This is a genomic window from Flavobacterium sp. (assembly GCF_035760125.1).
Lineage (GTDB): Bacteria > Bacteroidota > Bacteroidia > Flavobacteriales > Flavobacteriaceae > Flavobacterium.
The window spans coordinates 1-23,091 of sequence record NZ_DASTTN010000483.1 but is presented as its reverse complement, the minus strand read 5'-3'; the positions used below and the strand labels follow the sequence as shown (position 1 = coordinate 23,091).

Annotated in this window: 25 protein-coding genes, 2 tRNA genes and 2 pseudogenes; 14 read left to right on the top strand and 15 right to left on the bottom strand. The window is 34.7% G+C overall.

Features of this window, described 5'->3' with window-relative positions:
- Window positions 1–330, bottom strand: a pseudogene (locus tag VFS71_RS17260) (hypothetical protein); the annotation flags it as partial.
- Between the two features lie 188 nt (window positions 331–518).
- Here VFS71_RS17260 and VFS71_RS17255 point away from each other — a divergent pair.
- Window positions 519–1,241, top strand: coding sequence for a CDP-alcohol phosphatidyltransferase family protein (locus VFS71_RS17255; RefSeq protein ID WP_326402836.1), 723 nt, complete (start codon window positions 519–521; stop codon window positions 1,239–1,241).
- Between the two features lie 9 nt (window positions 1,242–1,250).
- Window positions 1,251–2,093: a glycoside hydrolase family 25 protein gene (locus tag VFS71_RS17250; protein WP_326402835.1), complete on the top strand. Its 843-nt coding sequence runs from the start codon at window positions 1,251–1,253 to the stop codon at window positions 2,091–2,093.
- A 138-nt stretch (window positions 2,094–2,231) separates the two neighbouring features.
- Here the strand turns inward: VFS71_RS17250 and lptB are convergent, their stop codons facing one another.
- From lptB to VFS71_RS17230, 4 genes are all read right to left on the bottom strand, one after another.
- Window positions 2,232–2,972, bottom strand: a complete 741-nt coding sequence (gene lptB, locus VFS71_RS17245) for an LPS export ABC transporter ATP-binding protein (RefSeq protein WP_219316880.1) — start codon at window positions 2,970–2,972, stop codon at window positions 2,232–2,234.
- Window positions 2,973–3,058: 86 nt separating this feature from the next.
- Complete coding sequence (locus tag VFS71_RS17240) at window positions 3,059–3,412, bottom strand: carboxymuconolactone decarboxylase family protein (protein WP_173505256.1); 354 nt, start codon at window positions 3,410–3,412, stop codon at window positions 3,059–3,061.
- On the bottom strand, window positions 3,405–4,220 hold the full coding sequence (tatC, locus tag VFS71_RS17235; protein WP_326402834.1) for a twin-arginine translocase subunit TatC: 816 nt from the start codon (window positions 4,218–4,220) through the stop codon (window positions 3,405–3,407). Before tatC ends, VFS71_RS17240 begins: the two co-directional genes overlap by 8 nt.
- Complete coding sequence (locus VFS71_RS17230) at window positions 4,220–5,185, bottom strand: KpsF/GutQ family sugar-phosphate isomerase (RefSeq protein ID WP_326402833.1); 966 nt, start codon at window positions 5,183–5,185, stop codon at window positions 4,220–4,222. The genes tatC and VFS71_RS17230 overlap by 1 nt, the downstream gene beginning before the upstream one ends.
- 85 nt (window positions 5,186–5,270) lie before the next feature.
- Here VFS71_RS17230 and VFS71_RS17225 point away from each other — a divergent pair, with 85 nt between their 5' ends.
- Window positions 5,271–7,466 (top strand): ATP-dependent DNA helicase RecQ, encoded by a 2,196-nt coding sequence (locus VFS71_RS17225; protein WP_326402832.1) that lies wholly within the window; start codon window positions 5,271–5,273, stop codon window positions 7,464–7,466.
- 79 nt (window positions 7,467–7,545) lie between these two features.
- On the opposite strand, the gene VFS71_RS17220 is transcribed toward VFS71_RS17225, so the two are convergent.
- Window positions 7,546–7,785, bottom strand: coding sequence for a hypothetical protein (locus VFS71_RS17220; RefSeq protein ID WP_326402831.1), 240 nt, complete (start codon window positions 7,783–7,785; stop codon window positions 7,546–7,548).
- A 150-nt stretch (window positions 7,786–7,935) separates the two neighbouring features.
- Between VFS71_RS17220 and VFS71_RS17215 the strand changes: the two genes are divergently transcribed.
- The gene (locus VFS71_RS17215) at window positions 7,936–9,498 is read left to right on the top strand and encodes an NAD(P)/FAD-dependent oxidoreductase (RefSeq protein ID WP_326402830.1); all 1,563 of its coding nucleotides are present in this window, start codon (window positions 7,936–7,938) and stop codon (window positions 9,496–9,498) included.
- Window positions 9,499–9,668: 170 nt separating this feature from the next.
- Here the strand turns inward: VFS71_RS17215 and VFS71_RS17210 are convergent, their stop codons facing one another.
- From VFS71_RS17210 to VFS71_RS17180, 7 genes are all read right to left on the bottom strand, one after another.
- Window positions 9,669–10,628: a quinone oxidoreductase gene (locus tag VFS71_RS17210; protein WP_326402829.1), complete on the bottom strand. Its 960-nt coding sequence runs from the start codon at window positions 10,626–10,628 to the stop codon at window positions 9,669–9,671.
- 75 nt (window positions 10,629–10,703) lie between these two features.
- Complete coding sequence (locus VFS71_RS17205) at window positions 10,704–11,189, bottom strand: nuclear transport factor 2 family protein (RefSeq protein ID WP_326402828.1); 486 nt, start codon at window positions 11,187–11,189, stop codon at window positions 10,704–10,706.
- An 84-nt stretch (window positions 11,190–11,273) separates the two neighbouring features.
- Window positions 11,274–11,834: a MepB family protein gene (locus tag VFS71_RS17200; protein ID WP_326402827.1), complete on the bottom strand. Its 561-nt coding sequence runs from the start codon at window positions 11,832–11,834 to the stop codon at window positions 11,274–11,276.
- 75 nt (window positions 11,835–11,909) lie between these two features.
- Window positions 11,910–13,226 carry an amidohydrolase gene (locus VFS71_RS17195; RefSeq protein ID WP_326402826.1) on the bottom strand — a complete coding sequence of 439 codons (1,317 nt, stop codon included), beginning with the start codon at window positions 13,224–13,226 and terminating at the stop codon, window positions 11,910–11,912.
- Window positions 13,227–13,368: 142 nt separating this feature from the next.
- Window positions 13,369–13,995, bottom strand: a complete 627-nt coding sequence (msrA, locus tag VFS71_RS17190) for a peptide-methionine (S)-S-oxide reductase MsrA (RefSeq protein WP_326402825.1) — start codon at window positions 13,993–13,995, stop codon at window positions 13,369–13,371.
- An 18-nt stretch (window positions 13,996–14,013) separates the two neighbouring features.
- Window positions 14,014–14,565 (bottom strand): peptide-methionine (R)-S-oxide reductase MsrB, encoded by a 552-nt coding sequence (gene msrB, locus VFS71_RS17185; protein ID WP_326402824.1) that lies wholly within the window; start codon window positions 14,563–14,565, stop codon window positions 14,014–14,016.
- Between the two features lie 151 nt (window positions 14,566–14,716).
- Entirely contained in the window at window positions 14,717–15,172 is a 456-nt protein-coding gene (locus tag VFS71_RS17180; RefSeq protein ID WP_326402823.1) for a GNAT family N-acetyltransferase, read from the bottom strand.
- A 170-nt stretch (window positions 15,173–15,342) separates the two neighbouring features.
- Between VFS71_RS17180 and idi the strand changes: the two genes are divergently transcribed.
- The 10 genes from idi (at window position 15,343) to VFS71_RS17130 (ending at window position 21,367) form a co-directional block, all read left to right on the top strand.
- Window positions 15,343–15,870 (top strand): isopentenyl-diphosphate Delta-isomerase, encoded by a 528-nt coding sequence (idi, locus tag VFS71_RS17175; RefSeq protein ID WP_326402822.1) that lies wholly within the window; start codon window positions 15,343–15,345, stop codon window positions 15,868–15,870.
- 51 nt (window positions 15,871–15,921) lie between these two features.
- The gene (locus VFS71_RS17170; RefSeq protein ID WP_326402821.1) at window positions 15,922–16,332 is read left to right on the top strand and encodes a 6-pyruvoyl trahydropterin synthase family protein; all 411 of its coding nucleotides are present in this window, start codon (window positions 15,922–15,924) and stop codon (window positions 16,330–16,332) included.
- The gene (locus VFS71_RS17165) at window positions 16,332–16,790 is read left to right on the top strand and encodes a peroxiredoxin (RefSeq protein ID WP_326402820.1); all 459 of its coding nucleotides are present in this window, start codon (window positions 16,332–16,334) and stop codon (window positions 16,788–16,790) included. Before VFS71_RS17170 ends, VFS71_RS17165 begins: the two co-directional genes overlap by 1 nt.
- Window positions 16,791–16,850: 60 nt before the next feature.
- Window positions 16,851–17,819: a type I phosphomannose isomerase catalytic subunit gene (locus VFS71_RS17160; RefSeq protein WP_326402819.1), complete on the top strand. Its 969-nt coding sequence runs from the start codon at window positions 16,851–16,853 to the stop codon at window positions 17,817–17,819.
- Window positions 17,820–17,875: 56 nt separating this feature from the next.
- Window positions 17,876–18,145: a hypothetical protein gene (locus VFS71_RS17155; protein WP_111410923.1), complete on the top strand. Its 270-nt coding sequence runs from the start codon at window positions 17,876–17,878 to the stop codon at window positions 18,143–18,145.
- Window positions 18,146–18,220: 75 nt separating this feature from the next.
- Window positions 18,221–18,294, top strand: a tRNA-Thr gene (locus VFS71_RS17150).
- A gap of 72 nt (window positions 18,295–18,366) precedes the next feature.
- Window positions 18,367–18,440: transfer RNA gene (locus tag VFS71_RS17145), tRNA-Thr, on the top strand.
- 319 nt (window positions 18,441–18,759) lie between these two features.
- The gene (locus tag VFS71_RS17140) at window positions 18,760–19,629 is read left to right on the top strand and encodes a chromate resistance protein ChrB domain-containing protein (RefSeq protein ID WP_326402818.1); all 870 of its coding nucleotides are present in this window, start codon (window positions 18,760–18,762) and stop codon (window positions 19,627–19,629) included.
- A 55-nt stretch (window positions 19,630–19,684) separates the two neighbouring features.
- Window positions 19,685–20,185, top strand: a complete 501-nt coding sequence (locus tag VFS71_RS17135; protein ID WP_326402817.1) for a hypothetical protein — start codon at window positions 19,685–19,687, stop codon at window positions 20,183–20,185.
- A 15-nt stretch (window positions 20,186–20,200) separates the two neighbouring features.
- The gene (locus VFS71_RS17130; RefSeq protein WP_326402816.1) at window positions 20,201–21,367 is read left to right on the top strand and encodes a chromate transporter; all 1,167 of its coding nucleotides are present in this window, start codon (window positions 20,201–20,203) and stop codon (window positions 21,365–21,367) included.
- Window positions 21,368–21,529: 162 nt separating this feature from the next.
- Here VFS71_RS17130 and VFS71_RS17125 read toward each other — a convergent pair whose 3' ends face one another.
- Both VFS71_RS17125 and VFS71_RS17120 read right to left on the bottom strand, forming a co-directional pair.
- Complete coding sequence (locus VFS71_RS17125) at window positions 21,530–22,246, bottom strand: DUF4369 domain-containing protein (RefSeq protein WP_326402815.1); 717 nt, start codon at window positions 22,244–22,246, stop codon at window positions 21,530–21,532.
- Window positions 22,247–22,438: 192 nt separating this feature from the next.
- Window positions 22,439–23,091: pseudogene (locus VFS71_RS17120) on the bottom strand (peptidase M61); the annotation flags it as partial.

Genomic DNA, 23,091 nt, shown 5'->3' with positions numbered 1-23,091 from the left:
AATATCATCTACACCAAAACGAATCAATGAAATTCCCCAAGCAGTTCGGTCATCTATAGGACTGGCATAGGCCGCATAATCATATTTGGCAATATTGGCGAAGTAATTGGAATGCATCAAGGAGATTTGATTGTCTTCTAGATGAATCAGCCCTGCTGGATTCCAATAGGTTGAATTAACATCGGATGTAGAAGCAACTACAGCATTTGACATTCCTAAAGCTGCTGCATCTACACCAATATTCATGAATTCATTCGAATATTTCCGAACGGTTTGACTACAGATTGTGTTCGCAATAAAAAGGAATAAAATAAGCTGTATTTTTTTCAAAAGATAATATTTGGAGACTTAGTGAGTTTTTAATTTTTACCAAAAATAAAGTTTTTTGATGATGTAGCTACTTCAATTCAATGAATTAATATTTTTTGTTAATAAGGAACTAAAATCTCTTAATAAAACAAGTATCGCTTTCACTTATTGTATTAAATTTGTCGAGCTTATAATTCAATTTAAAAACCATGAACATCAAAAAACACATTCCAAATACAATTACTTTATTAAATCTTTTTTGTGGCTGTATCGCTGTGGTATTTGTAAGTAAAGACCAATTTGAAATGGCATTCTTTTTTGTTTGCCTCGGAATTTTTTTAGATTTTTTTGATGGTTTTTTTGCCCGTTTGTTTAAAGTCTCCGGACCATTGGGATTACAATTGGATTCTTTGGCTGATATGGTGACAAGCGGTGTGGTACCAGGATTTGTGATGTTCAAAATGATGCAAAGTAGCTCTGTTTATATGAGTGAAGGGTACCTTCAGTTTTTCCCTTATTTAGGTTTTATCATTACTTTGGGCTCGTGCTTTCGTTTGGCTAAATTCAATATTGACACTCGTCAAACCGATTCGTTTATAGGATTACCAACTCCAGCCAATGCTCTTTTTATATTGAGTCTTCCTTTGGTTAAAGAATATTATTCTGGAGAGTCATTGATGATACTTGAAATTTTGACAGAGAAATGGGTTTTACTTTTGATATCATTGTTTAGTGCTTATATCTTGAATGCTGAGATTCCTTTATTTTCCTTAAAAATAAAAAAGTTTAATTTTAAGGACAATGCACTTCAGGTAATTTTTCTGACTAGCTCCCTTTTATTTTTGGTTTTTCTAGACTATTTGGCTATCCCATTAGTGATTATTTTCTACGTTTTACTTTCGGTAATCAATAATAAGTTTCAGAAAAAGTAATTTTTTTGGATGAAAAAAAGCAACAGTACTATGTCAAGGCGCAGACCAAAAAAGAGAAAAACCGGTTTCTTCGGAAAGTGGATTGATTTCTTTTTTATTGGGATTGTGATTCTTTTCATCCTGTCAATAGCCTATCATTATCGCTCTGGCATTATTAATTATTTAGGCTTTAAATCACACTATAGCAGTAACACAAATGTTTTTTCTGAAGCTCGTAATTTAAAGGTTTTAGAAAAAAATGAGAGTAAAGTGGTAGGTCTTGATGTTTCCGAATATCAAGGAAAAATCCGTTGGTCCTACGTTGATACTATTGAAGATAAATATCCTTTGCGTTATGTTTTTATTCGGGCAACTGTTGGAAATGACAGAGTAGATAATCAGTTTAAAAGAAATTGGCTTGGTGCCAAAGAAAATAAAATGATACGAGGCGCTTATCATTATTATCGTCCAAATGAAAACTCTCTTGAGCAAGCAGAACTTTTTATAAAAACCGTTAAATTAAAAAAAGGAGATTTACCTCCAGTCTTGGATATTGAAAAACTTCCGAAGGAACAATCTATAGAGCGGTTGAAAATTGGTTTAAGACGTTGGTTGAAAGCCGTAGAAGCACATTATGGAGTAAGGCCCATAATTTATACGGGTGAGAAATACTACGACGATTTCCTTAAAGAGGAGTTTAGTGATTATCTTTTTTGGATAGCCAATTATAACTTTTATCGTGAAGAAATTCAAGACGATTGGCTCTTTTGGCAATTTACCGAGAAAGCCACTGTCCCTGGGATCGATAATAATGTTGATGTGAATATTTACAATGGCGATTTACAGCAGTTGGGATATATTACCGTGGAGTAGTGTTCAGATTTCAGATTTCAGATTTCAGATTTCAGATTTCAGATTTCAGATTTCAGATTTCAGATTAAGAATGTTAATCAGCTCCAGTCATTATTCTGTATCTGCTATCTAAAATCTGCTAACTGGTTGCCTAAAAAATTAAAACTCTAGCTTCTTCTTTCTCAATTCGAAATTTTGGCCTAGATATACACGACGTACCATTTCGTCTTCAACCAATTCTTCAGGAACACCTGCTTTTAGAATTCCTCCTTCAAACATAAGGTATGTTTTATCTGTAATGGCTAGCGTTTCTTGTACGTTGTGGTCCGTTATTAAGATTCCGATATTTTTATTTTTTAATTGAGCCACAATTCTTTGAATATCTTCTACGGCAACTGGATCGACACCCGCAAAAGGTTCGTCAAGTAAGATGAATTTTGGGTCGGTGGCCAAACAACGGGCAATTTCGGTACGGCGACGTTCTCCTCCTGAAAGTAAATCCCCACGATTGGTTCGGATATGTTCCAAGCTAAATTCGGCAATTAAACTTTCCATTTTGGCTTCTTGTTGTTCTTTGGAAAGCTTGGTCAATTGCAGTACGCTCAAGATATTGTCTTCAATACTTAATTTTCTAAAAACAGAAGCTTCTTGTGCCAAGTACCCAATTCCTTGTTGGGCTCTTTTGTACATTGGATAATCGGTAATATTCAAATCGTCAAGATAAATATTTCCTGAATTTGGTTTTACCAATCCTACAATCATATAAAACGAAGTTGTTTTTCCTGCACCATTAGGTCCCAAAAGTCCCACGATTTCTCCCTGGTTTACTTCTACTGAAATGCCTTTTACAACACTTCGGCCTTTGTAGGTTTTTATCAAATTCTCTGCTCTTAACTTCATTTTTTTACTTTAAATGTTTAAACGTTTGATTCGTTTATTCGCCCAAATTAACGAATAAACGAATCAATAAATATGCCTATTAACAATTATTTAGCCTCAGTTCCTTCTAAAGCTTCCCAGAATTCATAAGCTCTACGCAAGTGAGGTACTACAATTGTGCCTCCTACTAAGGTTGCAATTCCCATAGCTTCCATCATTTCTTCTTTGGTTACACCTTCTTTATAGCTGGTTTCCAAGTGGTATTTTACGCAATCATCGCAACGTAAAACTGTTGAAGCAACTAATCCTAAAAGCTCCTTGGTCTTTACATCTAGAGCTCCAGCTGCATATGCATTGGTGTCCAGATTGAAAATACGTTTTACTATTTTATTATTGTCTGCCAATAATTTTTCGTTCATTTTAGAACGGTATTCATTGAATTCTTGTACGATATCAGACATTTTCTTTCTTTTTATTTAGTGTTACAATTTTTGAAATCAAGATACTTACTTCATAAATAATCAGCATTGGGATGGCTACAATGGTTTGGCTCACCACATCGGGAGGGGTAACTATTGCGGCTACAATCAAGATTATTACAACGGCATATTTCCAATATTTTCTTAAAAATTCTGGGGTTACCAGACCTAATTTGGTTAAAAAATAAATAATTATTGGAAGTTCAAAGAACAATCCACTGGCCAGAATACTGGTTTTAACCATTCCGATATAAGAGTCCAACGTAAATTGGTTTTTAACAACATCACTTATTGTAAAAGTGGCCACAAAATTCACCGACATTGGAATAACAACAAAATAACCAAATAGGACTCCTAAAAAGAAAAGCAGTGAAGAAGTGAATATAAATACTCTAGCATTTTTCTTTTCCTTTTCATACAAAGCAGGACTGATAAATTTCCAAACTTCCCATAAAATATAGGGAAAACTCAAAATAAAACCAGCCAAGATACACATCCATACAAAAATATTAACCTGACCTTCCATTTCAGTGTTCTGAATGATAAAAGGCATTTCGGTTATACAAATGCTATCGGCAAAACCCAATTGATGTGATAATTCACAAAAATAACGGTAGGTAAAAAAAGTAGCTCTTGTTGGACCAAATATAATGGTGTCAAACAAGTAATCACTGATAAAATATGTTACACATGCCATGATGATCACAGCTGTTGTACTTCTAACTAAAAGCCATCTTAACTCTTCAAGATGGTCTAAAAAGGACATTTCGCCTAGGTTTTTCTGTGCCATTATACGATTCCTTCTTTTAAAATGTCATGTAAATGCAATACGCCTTTGTATTCTCCATGATCAACAACGATTAATTGTGTGATTGAGAAATCTTCCATAATGTTAAAGGCATCCACTACCATATCTGTTGATTGTACTGTTTTCGGATTTTTAGTCATAATGTCTTTTGCGGTCAATTCGGCAAAAGTGTCTCTGTCGTTTAGCATTCTTCGAATATCTCCGTCGGTAATTATTCCAATTACTTTGTTGTTTTCTACTACAGCAGTTACACCCAAACGCTTTTCTGAAATTTCAAAAATTGCTTTTTTAATTGAAGTCTCAGGACCTACTTCTGGTTTCAAGGTATGCTCAAGCATGTCTTTTACACGAAGCAATAATTTTTTACCTAAAGCACCGCCTGGATGATAGACAGCAAAATCTTCTGCTTTGAAATCTCTCATTTCCATTAGACATACCACAATGGCATCTCCCATTACTAATTGTGCTGTTGTACTATTTGTAGGCGCAAGATTCAATGGACAAGATTCAGAATCAACGGTTGTATTCAAAACATAATGAGATCCTTTGGCTAAAAAGGAAGTCATATTTCCTGTCATGCCTATTAATTTATTTCCAAAACGAGTCAAAAGTGGAACCAATGATTTGATTTCTGGGCTATTACCACTTTTAGAAATACAAATGATGACATCGTCTTTTTGAATCATCCCTAAATCACCATGAATCGCTTCAGAGGCATGTAAAAATAATGAAGGTGTCCCTGTCGAATTGAATGAGGCCACCATTTTTTGAGCAATAATGGCACTTTTACCAATTCCTGTTACGACTAACCTTCCTTTGGAATTGAAGATACACTGTACCGCTTCCGCAAAAGTTTCGTCGATGAAATCAATTAATTTTGCAATAGATTGGCTTTCGGATTCAATAGTTTTCTTGGCATTGGCCAATATATTTTCCTTTGTAATCAAAACTGATAATTTTAAATTTGTAAGTCTAAAAGAAAGTTGTATCTTTATGTACCGCAAATTTATATAAAATACCACATATTAAAGAATGAATTCAAACGAAATTGACATACACAAAGAATTAAAGAAATATTTTGGCTTTAGCCAATTCAAAGGCCTGCAAGAAAAAGTAATAACGAGTTTGCTTAATAAACAAAATACATTTGTTATTATGCCAACAGGGGGAGGGAAATCACTTTGTTATCAATTGCCTGCTTTAGTTCAAGATGGGACTGCAATTGTTGTCTCTCCTTTAATAGCATTAATGAAAAATCAAGTTGATGCTATCAGAAGTCTTTCTTCCGAAAATGGAATTGCCCATGTTTTAAATTCCTCCCTTACCAAAACAGAAATTGCTCAAGTAAAATCCGATATTTCAGCGGGTATTACAAAATTATTATATGTAGCCCCAGAATCCTTGACTAAAGAAGAATACGTAGCTTTTCTTCAAACCGTTCCTCTTTCATTTGTAGCAATTGATGAAGCACACTGCATTTCAGAATGGGGACAAGATTTCAGACCAGAATATCGAAATCTAAAAAATATCATTAAGCAATTGGGAGAAGTTCCTATTATTGGACTTACTGCCACGGCTACACCAAAAGTGCAAGAGGATATTTTGAAGAATTTGGAAATGGCCAACGCTACTACATTTAAAGCTTCATTTAATAGAGCTAACTTATTTTATGAAGTTCGTACAAAAACCAAAAATATCGAATCGGATATCATTAGGTTTATAAAACAGCATAAAGGGAAATCCGGTATTATTTACTGTTTGAGTCGTAAAAAAGTCGAATCAATAGCCGAAGTTCTGCAAGTAAACGGAATAAGTGCCGTTCCTTATCACGCTGGTTTAGATGCCAAAACACGTGCTAAACATCAAGACATGTTTTTGATGGAAGATGTAGAAGTTGTAGTGGCAACCATTGCGTTTGGGATGGGAATCGATAAACCCGATGTGCGTTTTGTGATCCATCACGATATTCCAAAATCCTTAGAAAGCTATTATCAAGAAACAGGAAGAGCTGGTCGAGATGGTGGCGAAGGACATTGTCTAGCTTATTACTCTTATAAAGATGTTGAGAAATTAGAAAAATTTCTATCTGGAAAACCAGTTGCCGAGCAAGAAATAGGCTTTGCTTTATTGCATGAAGTTGTGGCTTACGCCGAAACCTCTATGTCGAGACGTAAATTCTTATTGCATTATTTTGGTGAGGAATTTGACAGCGAAACTGGTGAAGGTGCCGATATGGATGATAATATTCGCAATCCAAAAACAAAAGTGGAAGCCAAAGATGAAGTGCTTAAGCTATTGGAAGTTGTCAAGAAGACCAAGCATATATACAAATCAAAAGAGATAGTTTTTACCTTAATTGGTCGTGTGAATGCGGTTATCAATGCCCATAAAACAGATTCCCAATCCTTTTTTGGATCAGGATCAAATCATGATGAGAAATTTTGGATGGCATTATTACGACAAGTACTTGTTGCAGGTTTATTGTCTAAAGATATAGAAACCTATGGTATTATAGAAATCACGAAGGAAGGATTGGCCTTTATGAAAAATCCAGAATCTTTTATGATGTCCGAAGACCACGAATACAATGAATCTGAAGATGAAGCTATAGTCACAGCCGCAAAATCATCAGGTACAGCCGATGAATTATTGATGACGATGTTGCGCGAGTTGCGTAAAAAAGTGGCCAAAAAATTAGGTGTTCCTCCATTTGTGGTTTTTCAAGAACCTTCTTTGGAAGATATGGCTTTGAAATATCCAATTTCACAAGCAGAGTTGATTAATATTCATGGCGTTGGAGAAGGGAAAGCCAAAAAATACGGTAAAGAATTCATTGAGTTAATAAATCGTTACGTTGAAGAGAACGATATTATACGTCCTGATGATTTGGTTGTAAAATCTACCGGAGTTAACTCAATCAATAAATTATACATTATTCAAAATATCGACAGAAAGTTGGCTTTGACGGATATCGCTTCCGCAAAAGGGTTGAAAATGGATGATTTGATTAAGGAAATGGAACAAATCGTTTATTCTGGAACCAAATTGAATATCAAATATTGGATAGACGAAATGCTCGATGATGACCAACAAGAAGAGATTCATGACTATTTTATGGAATCCGAATCAGATAGTATTGAGAAAGCACTAAAAGAATTTGATGGAGATTACGATTTGGATGAATTGCGTTTAATGCGAATAAAATTCATTAGCGAAGTAGCTAATTAGTATAAAATATAAAGACAAAAAAGTAAATTCCAAATTCCAACAATACGATTGGAATTTGGAATTTTTATTTTTTTAGAATTTACTCTTGATAAATCTCACCTCGATGCGGTTTCAAAGCATCGCGTACTTGAATCATGTTTTCGTCGGTTACTACCATATAAGCAATCGCATACATTTCATCCAAGATTTGAAATCCAGTAATATTTATTGGTAATTTTTCAATGGTGATGTATTCTTTCAAATGAATTTCATGATGTTCGGCCGTCTTTGCCGAAGCAGGACCACGAAAATCCCAAATTAATTTTATTTTTCTAGACATTATTTATAGGTATACGTTTCAGATAAAACAAAGGTACAAAGTCTAATTTGAAAATCGATTTTATATAAAAATAACTAATCTCGGTTCAAAATACTATTTTTGCATGTTCTTTTCATAGAAAGAAAAGCTAATAGAATAAAATAAGATATAATGCCAAGAGAACTTTTACTTCAGGTAACTCCAGAAATTGCCTCCAACGATTCGTTGCTAAAAGACTATTTGTCCAAACAGATAAAAGTTTCAGTAATTGAGATTCAGCATGTTGTTATTTTGAAAAGATCGATCGATGCTCGCCAAAAAGCAATCAAAATCAATTTGAAAGTTTCGATTTATTTAAAAGGAGAACCTTTTCAGGAGCATAAAATAGAATTGCCTGATTACAAAAACGTTTCAACCGCCCAAGAAGTTATCGTTGTTGGAGCAGGGCCAGCGGGACTTTTCGCTGCTTTGCAATTAATAGAATTGGGTTTGAAACCAATAGTTATCGAACGCGGAAAAGACGTTCGTGGTCGTCGCCGTGATTTGAAAGCAATAAATAGAGACCATATTGTTGACGAGGATTCGAATTATTGTTTTGGCGAAGGAGGAGCAGGAACCTATTCTGACGGAAAATTATACACCCGTTCCAAAAAACGCGGTGATGTCACTCGAATATTAGAGTTGCTTGTTGCTTTTGGTGCTACCGGAGATATATTGGTAGATGCGCATCCGCATATTGGGACAAATAAATTGCCTCAAATTATACAAGATATTAGAGAGAAAATCATCGAATGTGGCGGACAAGTTTTGTTTGAAACTCGTTTGACTGATATTTTGATAAAGAATAATGAAGTGCAGGGAATTGTAACCCAAAGCGGAGATACGATTTTAGCAAATAAATTAATTCTGGCAACAGGACATTCTGCTCGGGATATTTTCGAATTATTGGATAAAAAGAAAGTGCTTATTGAAGCCAAACCTTTTGCGTTAGGTGTAAGAGCTGAACATCCACAATCGTTGATTGACAGTATTCAGTATAGTTGTGATTATCGGGGTGAGCATTTACCGCCCGCGCCATATTCTATAGTGAAGCAGGTTAATGGTCGCGGAATGTATTCGTTTTGTATGTGCCCGGGAGGTGTAATTGCACCTTGTGCCACGAGCCCGGGAGAAGTAGTGACAAATGGTTGGTCGCCATCCAAAAGAGACCAAGCAACGGCCAATTCGGGAATTGTAATCGAATTGAAATTGGAAGATTTCAAACCTTTTGCAAAATTTGGAGCTTTGGCCGGAATGGAATTTCAAAAAAGTATCGAGCAAAAAGCATGGCATTTGGCAGGGGAAACCCAAAAAGTACCGGCACAACGAATGGTCGATTTTACACAAAATAAAGTTTCTTCCAGTATTCCAAAAACGTCTTATGTTCCAGGAACTACTTCGGTAGAAATGGGACAGGTCTTCCCTGGATTTTTGTCGCAAATATTAAGGGAAGGATTTACTGAATTTGGAAAATCCATGCGAGGATATTTGACAAACGAAGCTATTTTGCATGCACCAGAATCCAGAACTTCCTCTCCTGTTCGTATTCCTAGAGATACAGTTTCCTATGAGCACTTACAGATAAAAGGATTGTATCCTTGCGGAGAAGGGGCAGGTTATGCAGGTGGAATTATTTCTGCGGCTATTGATGGAGAAAAATGTGCTTTGAAAATTGCTGAGGTATTGAAAGAATAAATTTGTTGTACGCGCGTGAGGGATAGAAGCTAGCTACCGAAGTAGCGCGGATTGCCCGACACCATAAAGAAAAGAGACCGACTCACCGTTGTGATGAGTCGGTCTCTTTTCTTTATGGTGGCACGCCCAAAAGAGCTTTTGCGAACTTATGAAGTAAATGAGGATTGCTTTTAAGGAATCAAGATTATTTTTCCAGTGCTTTTTCTGCTTTCTAGATAATCATGGGCTAATTTCCCTTCTGATAGTTTGAAAATTGTTGGTGTTGCAATAGTTATATCTCCATTGGCGATCCAATCAAATAATTGATGAGCTCTCTTAATGCGTTCTTCTTTAGAAATTAAATAGCTCCACAAATCACCACCGGTCAATGTTTTGGAAGTGTCCATCAACATTCTAGGATTTACGAATTCGGGATCACCGCCTGCCATTCCGAAAAACACGACTTGTCCACACATTTTGGTTACTTCAAAACTATCGGTCAAAGTACTACCAATACTGTCGTAAACGGCATCTACGCCATTTGGACAAAAATCGAATACTTGTTTTTTCCAATCTTCAGAATAAAGAAAAACTGCGTCGGCTCCATTTTGTTTTGAAACTTCAGCTTTATCAGAAGATGAGGTCAGTCCAATAACTCTAGCGCCTAAAAGTTTGCTGATTTGTGTCAAGAATTGTCCAACTCCTCCAGCTGAAGCATGAACCAATACGGTTTCTCCTTTTTGGGTTTTATGACTGTCGGTTGCCAAATAATGAGCGGTCAAACCTTGTAATAAAATGGTGGCTGCGGTTTCAAACGAGATATTCTCTGGCAAAGGAATTACATGGTCAAGAGGAACGGCGACCAACTCTGCATTCGCAAAAGGAACATCGGCAAATGCTACTCTGTCACCAATTTTAAAATCGGAATTTCCGTTGGTTTCTACCACAATTCCGGCACCTTCATAACCAGCAATAAAGGGAGGATTTCCTTTGAGGTGGTAATTTCCTTTGCGTCTGTAAACATCGGCAAAGTTGAGTCCGATCGCTTTCATTTCGACCAATATTTCACCTGATTTCAGTTCTGGTGAAGGGATTTCTATATATTCAAGTACATCGGAATTTCCAAATTTAGAGAAGGTAAGTGCTTTCATTTTTACATTTTTTGAGGAAGCAAAGTACGTTAAATTTTAGGAGTTAATGAAGAGTTACAATGTTATAAAATGAAATCAATGGTCATAACTTATCATTCTTGAAACTTTCCATTGGTTGTCCACTTTTTTCCAAATCGCGACAAATTTAAAAGTGCCTATTTCTTCTTTTCCGTTTTCGATATGTCGGAATTGATGAGTGGCTATTTCAATGGCGCCAAAATCTTTTATAGGATGTACTTCAAGACTGCCTTTGACTAATTGTCGAGTCAGTTTGTTTTCGTTTTTAAACATTTTTTCAAAATTGCTAAAAACGGTTTCATAAGAAAGTAGCCCGCCGTTGTCTTGGTACCATTCTAAATCTTCGGTAAACAAGGGTTTGAATTTTGCCATATCTTTTGCATTGAATGCATCAAAAAGATTGGTATCCATTGTTGCAATTTCATTATACAATTCTTGCGAAGTTGGAGCCACTTTTTTTTCTTGGGCTTGAGCTAAATTCAGGCCAATAATCAATAGAAACGACAGATAAAAGGTTTGATGTTTTAATGGTTTTTTTCTCATGGTTTTAAAATATTAAACTATAAGTTGTTGAAATTGAAGTTTTAGTGCTTTTAAAGATAGAGAAAGGATATTGATTTTTGGTTATTACAAGTCTTTTTTGTCTTCTGTACTGAAGAGTAATTTTGCACGGTTTGAATCGATTGTCTGTTCTTTTGGTATTTTTAGAAAATAATCCAATTGCCATTTCTGTGTTTTTTGGGCTTGTTTGCTGGTCGTTATGTCCCAAGGTGGATAAACTCGAATGGCTCGTTTTCCTTCCTTTTCATCTGATACAATTTCCTTGGTTATCAAAATTGATTTAGGGAAAATAAATAACCCGAAGTTATTATCTTTTCGAGTACTGACTATAAATAAGTCAATTGGATCGGTTGAATCAAAAGGCTTAATTGGACCTTGATTTATCCTTTTCCACAGCGTAACAAATTGACCGGTTTTGGTTGGAGTAATTTTTGCAGTTCGAAACAGAATGTTTAAACTATTTAATGAGAAAGCACAGGCTCCATATTCAGAGCTTTCGGCCTCAATAACGGGTTGTGTGATTTCTAAATTACAATTATCAAAAAGTATTTCTTGGATTAAAATTAAATCTTTCGGAATGCTTTTTGGGGTAATTCGAGCTGTCAAATCATTTTTATGTAAATTCATTCTATTTATTAAAGGTGTAGAAAAAAGCACAAGAGTCAATTTAGTTTTACAGATTAACTACAATCCATTTTATTACTATTTATTACTGTTTTTTACATTCATATTCATATAGTCAATAGTTAATTCAGACATTGCTTTCATCCCTAATACAAAACCACTTTCGTCGATATAAAAATCGGGTGTGTGATGACCGGCCGTTTCTGAAACTTGCTTTCCTTTTGGCATTCCACCTAAAAAAATGAACAATCCCGGAACTTTTGCCTGATAAAAAGAAAAGTCCTCAGCTCCCGTTACTGCTGTTGTTAATATTACATTTTCTTTTCCGGCTACATTTTCTAATGTGGCTAACATGTTTTGTGTTAATACTGGGTCGTTATAAGTAATTAATGTTTTTTTAGTAATCGAAACATCTGCGGTTGCTCCTGCACTTTCGGCAATATTGGTTGAAATTTGTTTTATTCTGGAATGTACTAAATCTTGCGTTTTGCTATCCAATGTACGAATGGTGCCATTCATTATAAGTTCTTCAGGGATAATGTTGCTTCGAACTCCTGCATTTATTTGCCCAACGCTAACAACTGCTGCAGATTCTGTAAGCTCTACATTACGACTTACTATAGTTTGTAAACCTAAAATAATTTGTGAAGCCGTGACAATTGGATCGATCGACATCCAAGGATATGCCCCGTGAGATTGTTTTCCTTTTACTTTTATTGTAAACCAATCTGAAGATGCCATAGTTCCTTTTGGGCGGTATTTTATTTTTCCAACCTCGGTTTGAGCATTGATATGCAATCCGAAGACAACATCTACTTTGGGATTTTCAAGAACACCTTCTTTGACCATTAACTCTGCTCCACCTTCTTCACCTTCTGGAGGTCCTTCTTCAGCAGGTTGAAAAATAAATTTCACTGTGCCATGTAGTTGATCTTTAATGGATGCCAAAATTTCTGCAGTTCCCATCAAAATGGCGATATGGGAATCATGACCACAAGCATGCATTATGTTTACGGTTTTTCCGTTATATTCTGCTTCTGCTTTTGATACAAAAGGAATATCCACCCTTTCCTTTACTGGTAGAGCATCCATATCAGCTCTTAGTGCAACAACGGGGCCTGGTTTTGCACCTCTCAAAACACCTACTACCCCTGTTTTTGCCACACCCGTTTGGACTTCGATTCCTAAAGAACGAAGATGTGAGGCTATTTTTTCGGCAGTTTTGAATTCTCTGTTTCCTAACTCTGGGTTTTGATGAAAATCCCTGCGCCAAGCAATGACTTTAGATTCTAATGAACTGGCTTTTTGTGAAATTTTCACTTTTAAGTTTGTACTTTGTGTGAATGCTATCCCATTTATGAATAAAAAGATGGTAATGAGTTTGTTTTTTTTCATTCTTTATAATGGGTTTGGTTTATTTGGTTAAAGTTAGTTTAATGCATAATCATCCAAATATAAATCTTTAAATTGAATTGTTAGTAAACAAATGGTTTGATATAAAAAAACCGTCTGCTTTTATAACAAGACGGTTTCGGTTTTACTTTTTGGTTTTCAATTTGTCCTTGAATACTTTCTCAAATTTTTCCAGCTTAGGCTGTATGACCATCTGGCAATATGGCTGGTTTTTATTATTGGCATAATAATTTTGATGATAATCTTCGGCTTTGTAAAACTTCGTGAAAGCTTCGATTGTAGTCACGATAGGATTATCATACGCTTTAGCTTTTTTTAATTCGGCAATAACAGATTGCGCTTCTTGTTTTTGTTCTTCATTATTGTAAAAAATTACGGAACGGTATTGTGTTCCTCTATCTGCACCTTGTCTATTAAGGGTTGTTGGGTCGTGAACGGTGAAGAATACTTTAAAAATTTCATCAAGATTGGTCACGTTTTTGTCAAAAGTAATTTGAACTACTTCGGCATGGCCAGTGGTTCCCGAACAAACTTCTTCGTAACTGGGGTTGGCAATTTTGCCTCCCGAAAAACCCGAAACGACAGATTTTACTCCTTTCAAGTTTTCGTAAACAGCCTCTACGCACCAGTAGCATCCACCGCCAAGGGTTATGGTTTCAAAATTCGATTGTGTCATTTTTTTAGTTGTATTATTGTTTTGAGAAAATAGTGTTCCGGTAAATAGCAAACAGGCTAAAATTATTGTTTTCATTTTGATAAAATTTGAGTTTTATTTAGCATCAGGGACAAAATCAAGAGCTATGGAATTCATGCAATATCTTTTGCCAGTAGGAGCAGGTCCATCATCAAATAAATGTCCTAAATGCCCGCCACATCTGCCGCAAAGAGCTTCTATTCTTTCCATTCCAATGGAATTGTCCTCTTTGAATACGATACTTTTTTTGTTTTCTTGTTCAAAAAAACTTGGCCAGCCACAACTACTGGCAAACTTTGCTCCCGAACGAAAAAGAAGATTGCCACAAGCTGCACAATAATAGGTTCCTTTTACGTCTGTGTTCCAATATTTGCCAGTAAAAGGTCTTTCGGTATCGGCTTTGCGAGAAACTTGATAAACGTCTTCTGGGAGAATTTTTTTCCACTCGGCATCAGTCAAATTCAGTTTTGTGGTGTCGGTATGTGAGTAGTATGGATTTCCAGGTTTACTTTGGTTAGTTTCTACTGGAAGTATCGCATTACTCTTCGTTTCTTTACTCTGTCCGCAAGCTTGAAAAACAAATAGTGGAAGCAGTAGTAAAATACAAAAAAAAGATGTTGTTTTCATGGTGTTTGTTTTATACCCAAAAGTAAAGGACAAATAACAATCAAAATGTCGGGTATTTTACAATTCAATTTCTATTTATACAATTTTTAACTATTGTTAGTTACGTTAAAAACGACTTTTTGGTTTTAAAAAAAGTAACAGATAATTTTTTCTATAAGCCAATACGCATATTGATTAAATGCTTTTTGAATCCTATCTTTTCGTATGCTCTTATTGCCGAAGGATTGTCATTATAGACATCCAATCGCATTTCAAGTATACCTTGTGAGCGAACCCATTTGCTCAACGCTTCAATAATCAGTTTATTTACTCCCTTTCCTCTGTGATCTGGATGTGTGAACATAAAACCCAAATAAGCATATAATTTGTGATTCAAATATGGTTTTGCGTTCTCTATTCTGGCATATCCAGAGCCTATGATTTGTTCATCCAAAATGGCAACTACAACTTCTACATCGGTGGCAGAAATCATTTTTTCTATGTTATAATAACTTATTTTTCCCTCTTTCAATGTTGGGTCAAATGGACGCTCGGCGGTGATAATTCCTTGTTCAAATTCCAGGAGTATGGCTAGATCGTCTAGGGTTGCTGTTCGGGTATGAATCATTGTGTTGAGGGTAAATTTTATTATATCAAAGATACAAAAAGGATATTTAGAATTTCTATGGTTAGGATTCCGAGATTTATCGAGAAATATGCCTTCCACAAAAAGCAAAAAAATGTTAAGCCCTTAAGAAAGCATATCTTTTTTGTACTTTTGTTCCATTAATAGACTATATGGAAGAAGAACAAGTAATATTAGTTAATGAATTAGATGAACAAATTGGTTTAATGGCCAAATTAGAAGCACATGAAAAAGCCATTTTACATCGTGCTTTTTCTGTTTTTGTTTTAAATGATAAAAATGAAATTATGCTCCAACAAAGAGCGCATCAAAAATATCATTCTCCTTTATTATGGACGAATACTTGTTGCAGTCATCAGCGAGATGGTGAGACAAATATTCAAGCCGGAAGCCGCAGATTATATGAGGAAATGGGATTTAAGACTGAGTTAAAAGAACTTTTTAATTTTATTTACAAAGCTCCTTTTGATAATGGTTTGACTGAGCATGAGCTTGATCATGTAATGATTGGTTATTACAATGAGGAGCCTATGATTAATACCGAAGAAGTTGAAGACTGGAAATGGATGAAAATTGAAGACATACAAAAGGATATGCTTTTGAATCCAGAAATTTATACCGTTTGGTTCAAAATTATTTTTGATGAATTTTATCATTTTTTAGAAGAACATACTCTTTAGTGCATCGAAATGTAATCTCAAAATATACAAATCTAAAATTTAAAATCCCTTATGAGAGTAACCATATCCAGAAAAGCTCACTTTAATGCTGCTCATCGTTTATATAGAAAAGATTGGACTTTCGAACAAAATGATGCCATCTTTGGTAAATGCAATAATCCTAATTTTCACGGACACAACTATGAATTAATAGTTAGTGTTACGGGGGAAATAGATAAAGAAACAGGCTATGTTATGGATGTGAAATTTCTAACCGATATTATAAAGGAAGAGGTTGAGGATAAATTTGACCATAAAAATTTGAATTTGGACGTGCCTGAATTTCTAGATTTAAATCCCACAGCAGAGAATATTGTAGTGGTGATTTGGAATAAAATACGAAAAAAAGTAAAATCAGATTTGGATCTGGAAGTGGTTCTTTATGAAACACCACGTAATTTTGTAACCTATAAAGGAGAATAATGGAATTGAAAGTAGGAGATAAAATTCCAAATTTTAGAGCAAAGGATACCAATGGAAATGACTTTGACAGTCAGGAAATAATTGGACAAAAACCATTGGTTATTTATTTTTATCCAAAAGACAATACACCTGGATGTACGGTTCAAGCCTGTAGTTTTAGAGACCAATACGAAGATTTTAAAGATTTGGGTGCAGAAGTGATCGGAATCAGTAGTGATAGTGTTGTGTCACATCAAAAATTCACCCAACAATATCAGTTGCCTTTCATTCTTTTGTCGGATACGGACAAGAAAATAAGAAAACTTTTTGGCGTACCTTCGGGTTTGTTTGGGATATTACCTGGAAGAGTTACTTATGTGGCAGACAAAACTGGAACAATCATTATGATATTTGACAGTATGATGGCTAAACGTCATATTCCAAAAGCGCTTGAAGCGATTAGAAGATTACAGCAATAAATTGACAAAATAGTATTACTGTTTGATTATAAAAGTGTTGAAATTTGCAAATAAAAAATTATGAACTCAAAAATATATCCGTTACAGTTTGATGCAATCCTCAAAGAAAGAATTTGGGGAGGGGAAAAATTAAAAACAATTTTGAATAAACCAATTACATCTAGTATCACTGGTGAAAGTTGGGAGTTGTCCACAGTTGAAGGAGATGTGAGTGTTGTTGCAAATGGTGATTATAAAGGAAAAGCATTGACAGAATTAATCAATGAATTACCAAATGAAATTTTAGGAACAGCGGTTTATAAAAGGTTTGGAAATCAATTTCCATTGCTTTTTAAATATTTGGATGCTCGTGAAGATTTATCGATTCAAGTACATCCCAATGATGAATTGGCTAAAAAGCGCCATAATTCTTTTGGTAAAACCGAAATGTGGTACGTTATGCAAGCCGATGCCGATGCAAGAATTATTGTTGGATTCAAGAATGATTCCAGTTCGGAGGAATATGTAGAGCATCTTAATGATAACACGCTGATTGATATATTGGATACTCTAAAAGCAAAACCCGGAGATGTTTTTTTCTTGGAAACGGGCACGGTTCACGCTATTGGAGCTGGATTGGTCATAGCCGAGATACAACAAACCTCCGATATCACTTATCGTTTATACGATTTTGACCGTAAAGATGCCCAGGGAAATACTAGAGAACTACATGTTGATTTGGCGTTAGAGGCTATAAATTACAAAAAAGTTGATACCTATAAAGAATACACTAAAGAGGTGAATAAGTCTAATACTGTAGTTGACTGTCCATACTTTACGACTAATTTTATTCCGTTAGAGAATGAAAAAGAGGTTGTGAATTCAGGATTAACCTTTGTGGTGTATATGTGTACAGAAGGTTCTTTTGAAATAGCCTACAATGGTGTAACTTATCAATATATAAAAGGAGATACAGTACTTATTCCTGCTGCAATGAATAGCTATAATCTAAAGGGAAAAGCTTCTATTTTAGAAATTTACATTTCATAGTTGGGAATAGAAAGATTATGTGTACTTTTGCAAACGCAAATTAAATAAAAAATAAAATGGCAAACGTTAAGAATTTAAAGAAAGACATCAACTACGTTTTAGGAGATATTATTGAAGCAGTTTACTTGTTTGAAATTTCTACAACAGGAAAACCTACTGAAGAAACGAATGCATTGATTGACGAAGCTATCGCTGCTTTTGATGTTTTGATCACTAAAGTGAATGCTAAAAATGTTGAAAACAAAAAAGCACATTTCAAACAAATAAATGTAGAATTGGAACAAACTGCTAATCAATTGATTGGTAAAATCAACGATTTGCAGTAAAAAAAAGGGCAAAAAAAGTTTGATTTTTTTTTGGAAAAACGAAATTCAAGCTTATCTTTGCACCCGTAATGAGTCGCCAGCGTAGCTCAGTTGGCTAGAGCAGCTGATTTGTAATCAGCAGGTCGTGGGTTCGAGTCCCTCCGCCGGCTCTTTAAAAAAACCATCTATTCATTTAGATGGTTTTTTATTTAAGTTGGCACATTACAAAACATATTGAGTCCGCCAGCGTAGCTCAGTTGGCTAGAGCAGCTGATTTGTAATCAGCAGGTCGTGGGTTCGAGTCCCTCCGCCGGCTCTTTAGTAAAACCATCTAACTTTTGTTAGGTGGTTTTTTTGCTTTAGGGCGGTTTGTGAATTTATGGAGCAGAAAGATTAGGCATTTTTTGCAGACATTAGTCCCGCTATCCGTTACAATCTTATAAGCCGAACCCCGGCTTATAAGGATTTCCACTTCCATCGGGGCTAAAGAGAGAAATTGTGTTTTTTTTGCTTTCATTCGAAAAAATAAGAAAATAAATTTTGGACTGATGTTACAAGAAATGGTGCTAGCCAAGGATAGTCATGTAAAAAAATGTAATTTAGCCTAAACTTCAATATGGTATAATTGTTTATAGATGAAATGGATTACTAGAGAACGCCCCAAAATTGATAGAATAGCTTCCCCTTGGTTAATAAAAAATTTTGTTGACAAAGAAGCAGAATTTATTTATGTTCCATTCAATCAAGTTTTGGATAAAGCAAAAGAATTGGATGCTATCCCATTTGATATCCCTAATGTAGAGTTTACCCATTACGAAGAGCAAAGTACTTTCGACTACATTGTAAAAAAATATAAAATTGTAGACCCTGCTATTCTAATTATTGCTGATATTGTTCGTGGTGCAGATACAGACAGACACGACATAGCAAAAGAATCTGCTGGTCTTTGGGCAATTTCAGCTGGTCTTTCCTATAATATTACGGACGACTATAAATTATTAGAAAGCGGAATGGTTATTTATGATGCGCTGTACAGTTGGGCAACGCATTTATACAAACAAAATCATTTGCAGAATAGTCCTTTTGAAAATCTATTGCACGAAGTGTATCATAAATTTTTGAAGAAAGAAAAAATAAATAAGAAGAAAACACCCTCTTGGGTTAAGGATTTAAAAGCAATAATTCAGGATCAAATAGATACCCAATTTACTTTTGACCTAAAGAAGATTTCTAATGATTTAGAACTTAATCCTTCTTATTTATCAAGAGAATTTTCCAAATATTTTGAAGATCTTAATTTTGGAGATTATGTTAGGAAATTACGAATTGAAAAAGCAATTACTCTTATTCAAAATTCAACCTATACACTTACGGAAATAGCTTACATGACTGGTTTTTCAGATCAAAGTCATTTTACGAGAATATTCAAGCAGAGTACAGGGAAAAATCCTTCATCCTATCGAAAAAGTTCACAAAAAGGTAATTCAGATACAAAAGGTAAATAGTATACTATTTCTACCTTTTTAGTATAACTAGTTTTGTTGTCATAAATAAAATGATATGATACAAATTAGATCAGTAATTCTTTTTACTTTGTTGATATTAAACGCTTCTGCTTTTTCTCAAACAACTTATCCAAAAATAACGGGATATTTTGGCATACTGCATCCTATAGTGATTTTCAATGGAGATGAAACTAATGTCAATTTTAGAGATTATTATGCCGTAGGTTTTCCAACAGGAATCAATATTTGGAAAAGTTCTAAAATTGGATTTTCTTTTGAGGTGGTTCCTAATATTAAAGCAGAAGACGGCGTTAGTAAAATGAATAATTTATTATTTCACCCGGGTGTATTGGTAGCGCTAGGTAATGGGTTCACATTTGCAGGAAGAGCTGCGTTTGAAACTAATGGCCGATACGGATTCACTCCAGTATTCAATAAGACAGTAATGAAAAATGAAAATTGCAGTTATTTTGTTGCCATTCCATTACCTGTTAGGTTTGGAAATGATCATCCCACCAGTTTTACTGTAGGCTTCCAATTTGGCATCGCCTTTTAAAAAACATCTAAAATTATGAAAGAGAACCCAACATACACTTTGAAAGAGTTAGCATTTTATTTTCTAAAATTAGGAACAATTGGCTTTGGTGGTCCAGTAGCATTGGTTGGTTATATGCACAGAGATTTGGTTGAAAATCGAAAATGGATTTCTGAAGAAGAATATAAGGAAGGTTTAGCTTTGGCACAATTAGCGCCAGGCCCATTAGCAGCACAATTGGCAATCTACCTAGGGTTTGTACATTATAGTTTTTTAGGGGCGACGTTGATAGGATTTGCCTTCGTTTTGCCTTCGTTTATAATGGTGGTACTATTGGGAATCGTTTACAAATTATACGGAGGATTGTCTTGGATACAAGCTGTTTTTTATGGTGTTGGTGCAGCTGTTATAGGTATTATTGTGATGAGTTCTTATAAACTGACGCTAAAATCTATTGGTAAATTCAATTTAACTTCTTTTAAAACGAATTGGTTATTGTGGCTATTTTTTATAGTTGCGGCTGTTATAACATTGGTTACTCAGCAGGAACAAATTTTGTTATTTGTATGTGCCGGGCTTTTATATATGTTTGTAAAAGCGCCTCCAAAATGGTTTAATATAAGAACAGCCAATTCGGTTGCTCTATTGCAAATAGGTTTTTGGAACTTTGAAAACAGTACTCTTATGAAAATTGGTCTCTTTTTTGCCGAAGCTGGAGCATTTGTGTTTGGCAGTGGACTGGCAATTGTGCCTTTTTTGCACTCAGGAGTTGTGATAGAGAATCAATGGTTGACAGAACATCAATTTGTTGATGCAGTGGCCGTTGCAATGATTACTCCTGGTCCAGTTGTTATCACAGTTGGGTTTATAGGTTATTTGGTTGCAGGTTTTCCTGGAGCCTTGGTTGCTGCTTTAGCCACATTTTTGCCCTGCTATTTATTTACAATTGCTTTGGCTCCATCGTTTAAAAAAATTGCTCAAAATAAATCAATCAAATCTTTTGTTGATGGAATTACTGCTGCCGTTGTTGGCGCATTAGTTGGAGCTGTTGGTGTAATTGCATCCAGAAGTATTTTGGATATTCAAACAGCCTTAATCGCTATTACAACAATTTTCGCTTTACTTTATATCAAGAAAATCCAAGAACCTTACATCATTGTTGTGGCAGCAGTTGTGGGGATTGCTATAAAATTGATATTATGAACAGAAAGGATTTTTTGAAATCGGGTACTTAGTTTTGGGCTGCAACATTGTGGTCTTGCCTAAGCGAGCTTTGACGAACTGATGCAGTAAATCTCTGTTGAATTATGGATACAAAAAAACCGCCTTGTTTATAGGCGGTTTTTATTTATAAAATAAGTTGAATTATTTAGCTTCAGTTTCTTTTATGGCATTAACGTATTTAGTCAATTTTTTACCATAAAGAGAGTTAGCTACTTTTGGAGTCATTGATTTTTGAATGGTATCCAAATATTTGATGTTGATATCATAAATTTCGGCTAAAGCAATATATGGAGACACTTCATGGTCTTTATTGTTTACTGCAAAATTGGTAGCGTAAAGGTATTTACGTTTGATATTGTTGTCTTGCAAAGCGTTTATGCTATCTATGGCTTTTGCATTATTACTTTTTATAGCTTTAAACTTTTGCTCGATCAATGTTAGATTTTCGTCACTGAAACGAGAATTTATTTTTTTGTATTCCTCATATAATTCTTGGTTTTTTGATCCAGTGATTTTTGCACTCGAAATAAATGAATCTAAGTTGGTATCAATATTAATTGTTCCAGGTTCTGCAAAAAACATGATGTTATTGTCAAGTGAGTTAGTTACACCTCTGTCAAGATATAGGTATAACATTTCAGGAGATTTTAAATCAATGTTACTTTCAAAAGCAGAATTTCCATCAATCTTGATGCTGTCGATCGCCACAAGGGAAGAGTCAGCATATCTTTGAATGTACAAAGTTCCTTCTTTTAATCCTTTGATGTTTCCTGTGATATGTAAATTTGTTTTGGATTCATTTTTGTTACAAGCAACCAAAAGAAGTAAAGCAACAAAAGCAATAATTGAATTTTTCATGTGTAAATAATATTTGTTTTTTTGGAAACGTAAAAACGCTATTCTTCATTGCTGAATTATGGCGATTTTAGTTTTGTTTATTTTTGGCGCAAAATAAAGAAAATTGTTGGAATGAATGGTTTTAATGAGAGTGAATTTAAAAAAAAATCCCATTCGTCGAGACGAATGGGATTTTGTGTAGGGTTGTTAAGATTATCCTTTCAGCCAAGCTTCTCTCAAAGCTGCTTTTGAAGCATCTGTTGCTTCAAGACCGTCAGTATCGATATAAGGGAATTTCACAACTCCTTTCAATACTTGTTCTTTTCCGTCGCGTTTAATTTTTATCGAGATTGCATCGTTCTCTTTCCATTTTTGACTTTCTGAAATCATGTCGTAAATGTTGCTTAGAGAATAAGGTTTATCATTGATAGCAAGGATGATATCTCCACCTTTTAAGTCTAATGCTGTATAGAAAATAGTCAATTCTTTGTTTGGAGCTACAAAAATCTCGTTGTTTTCATGATTGACAGCGATGTATGGAACCTGACCTTTTAGGAATATTCCTTCTGGTGTTTTTTTTGTAACCTTTGTTACACCTACTTTTGCTAAATACTCATAATAAGGAATAGGTGTTGGTCCAGATACATATGTGGTTAAAAAAGTACCAACTTCAGGATAGGTTAATGAAGTTATTTTTGCGAATAAATCGGCATCATTAAATGGTTTTGAAACTCCATATTCATTAGATAATTGATGCATTAAATCTAATATTCCTCTTTTTCCTCCGCTACTTTCTCTGATTTGTATATCCAAGCACATTCCGATTAATGCCCCTTTTTGATATACGTTTAAGTACTGATCTTTAT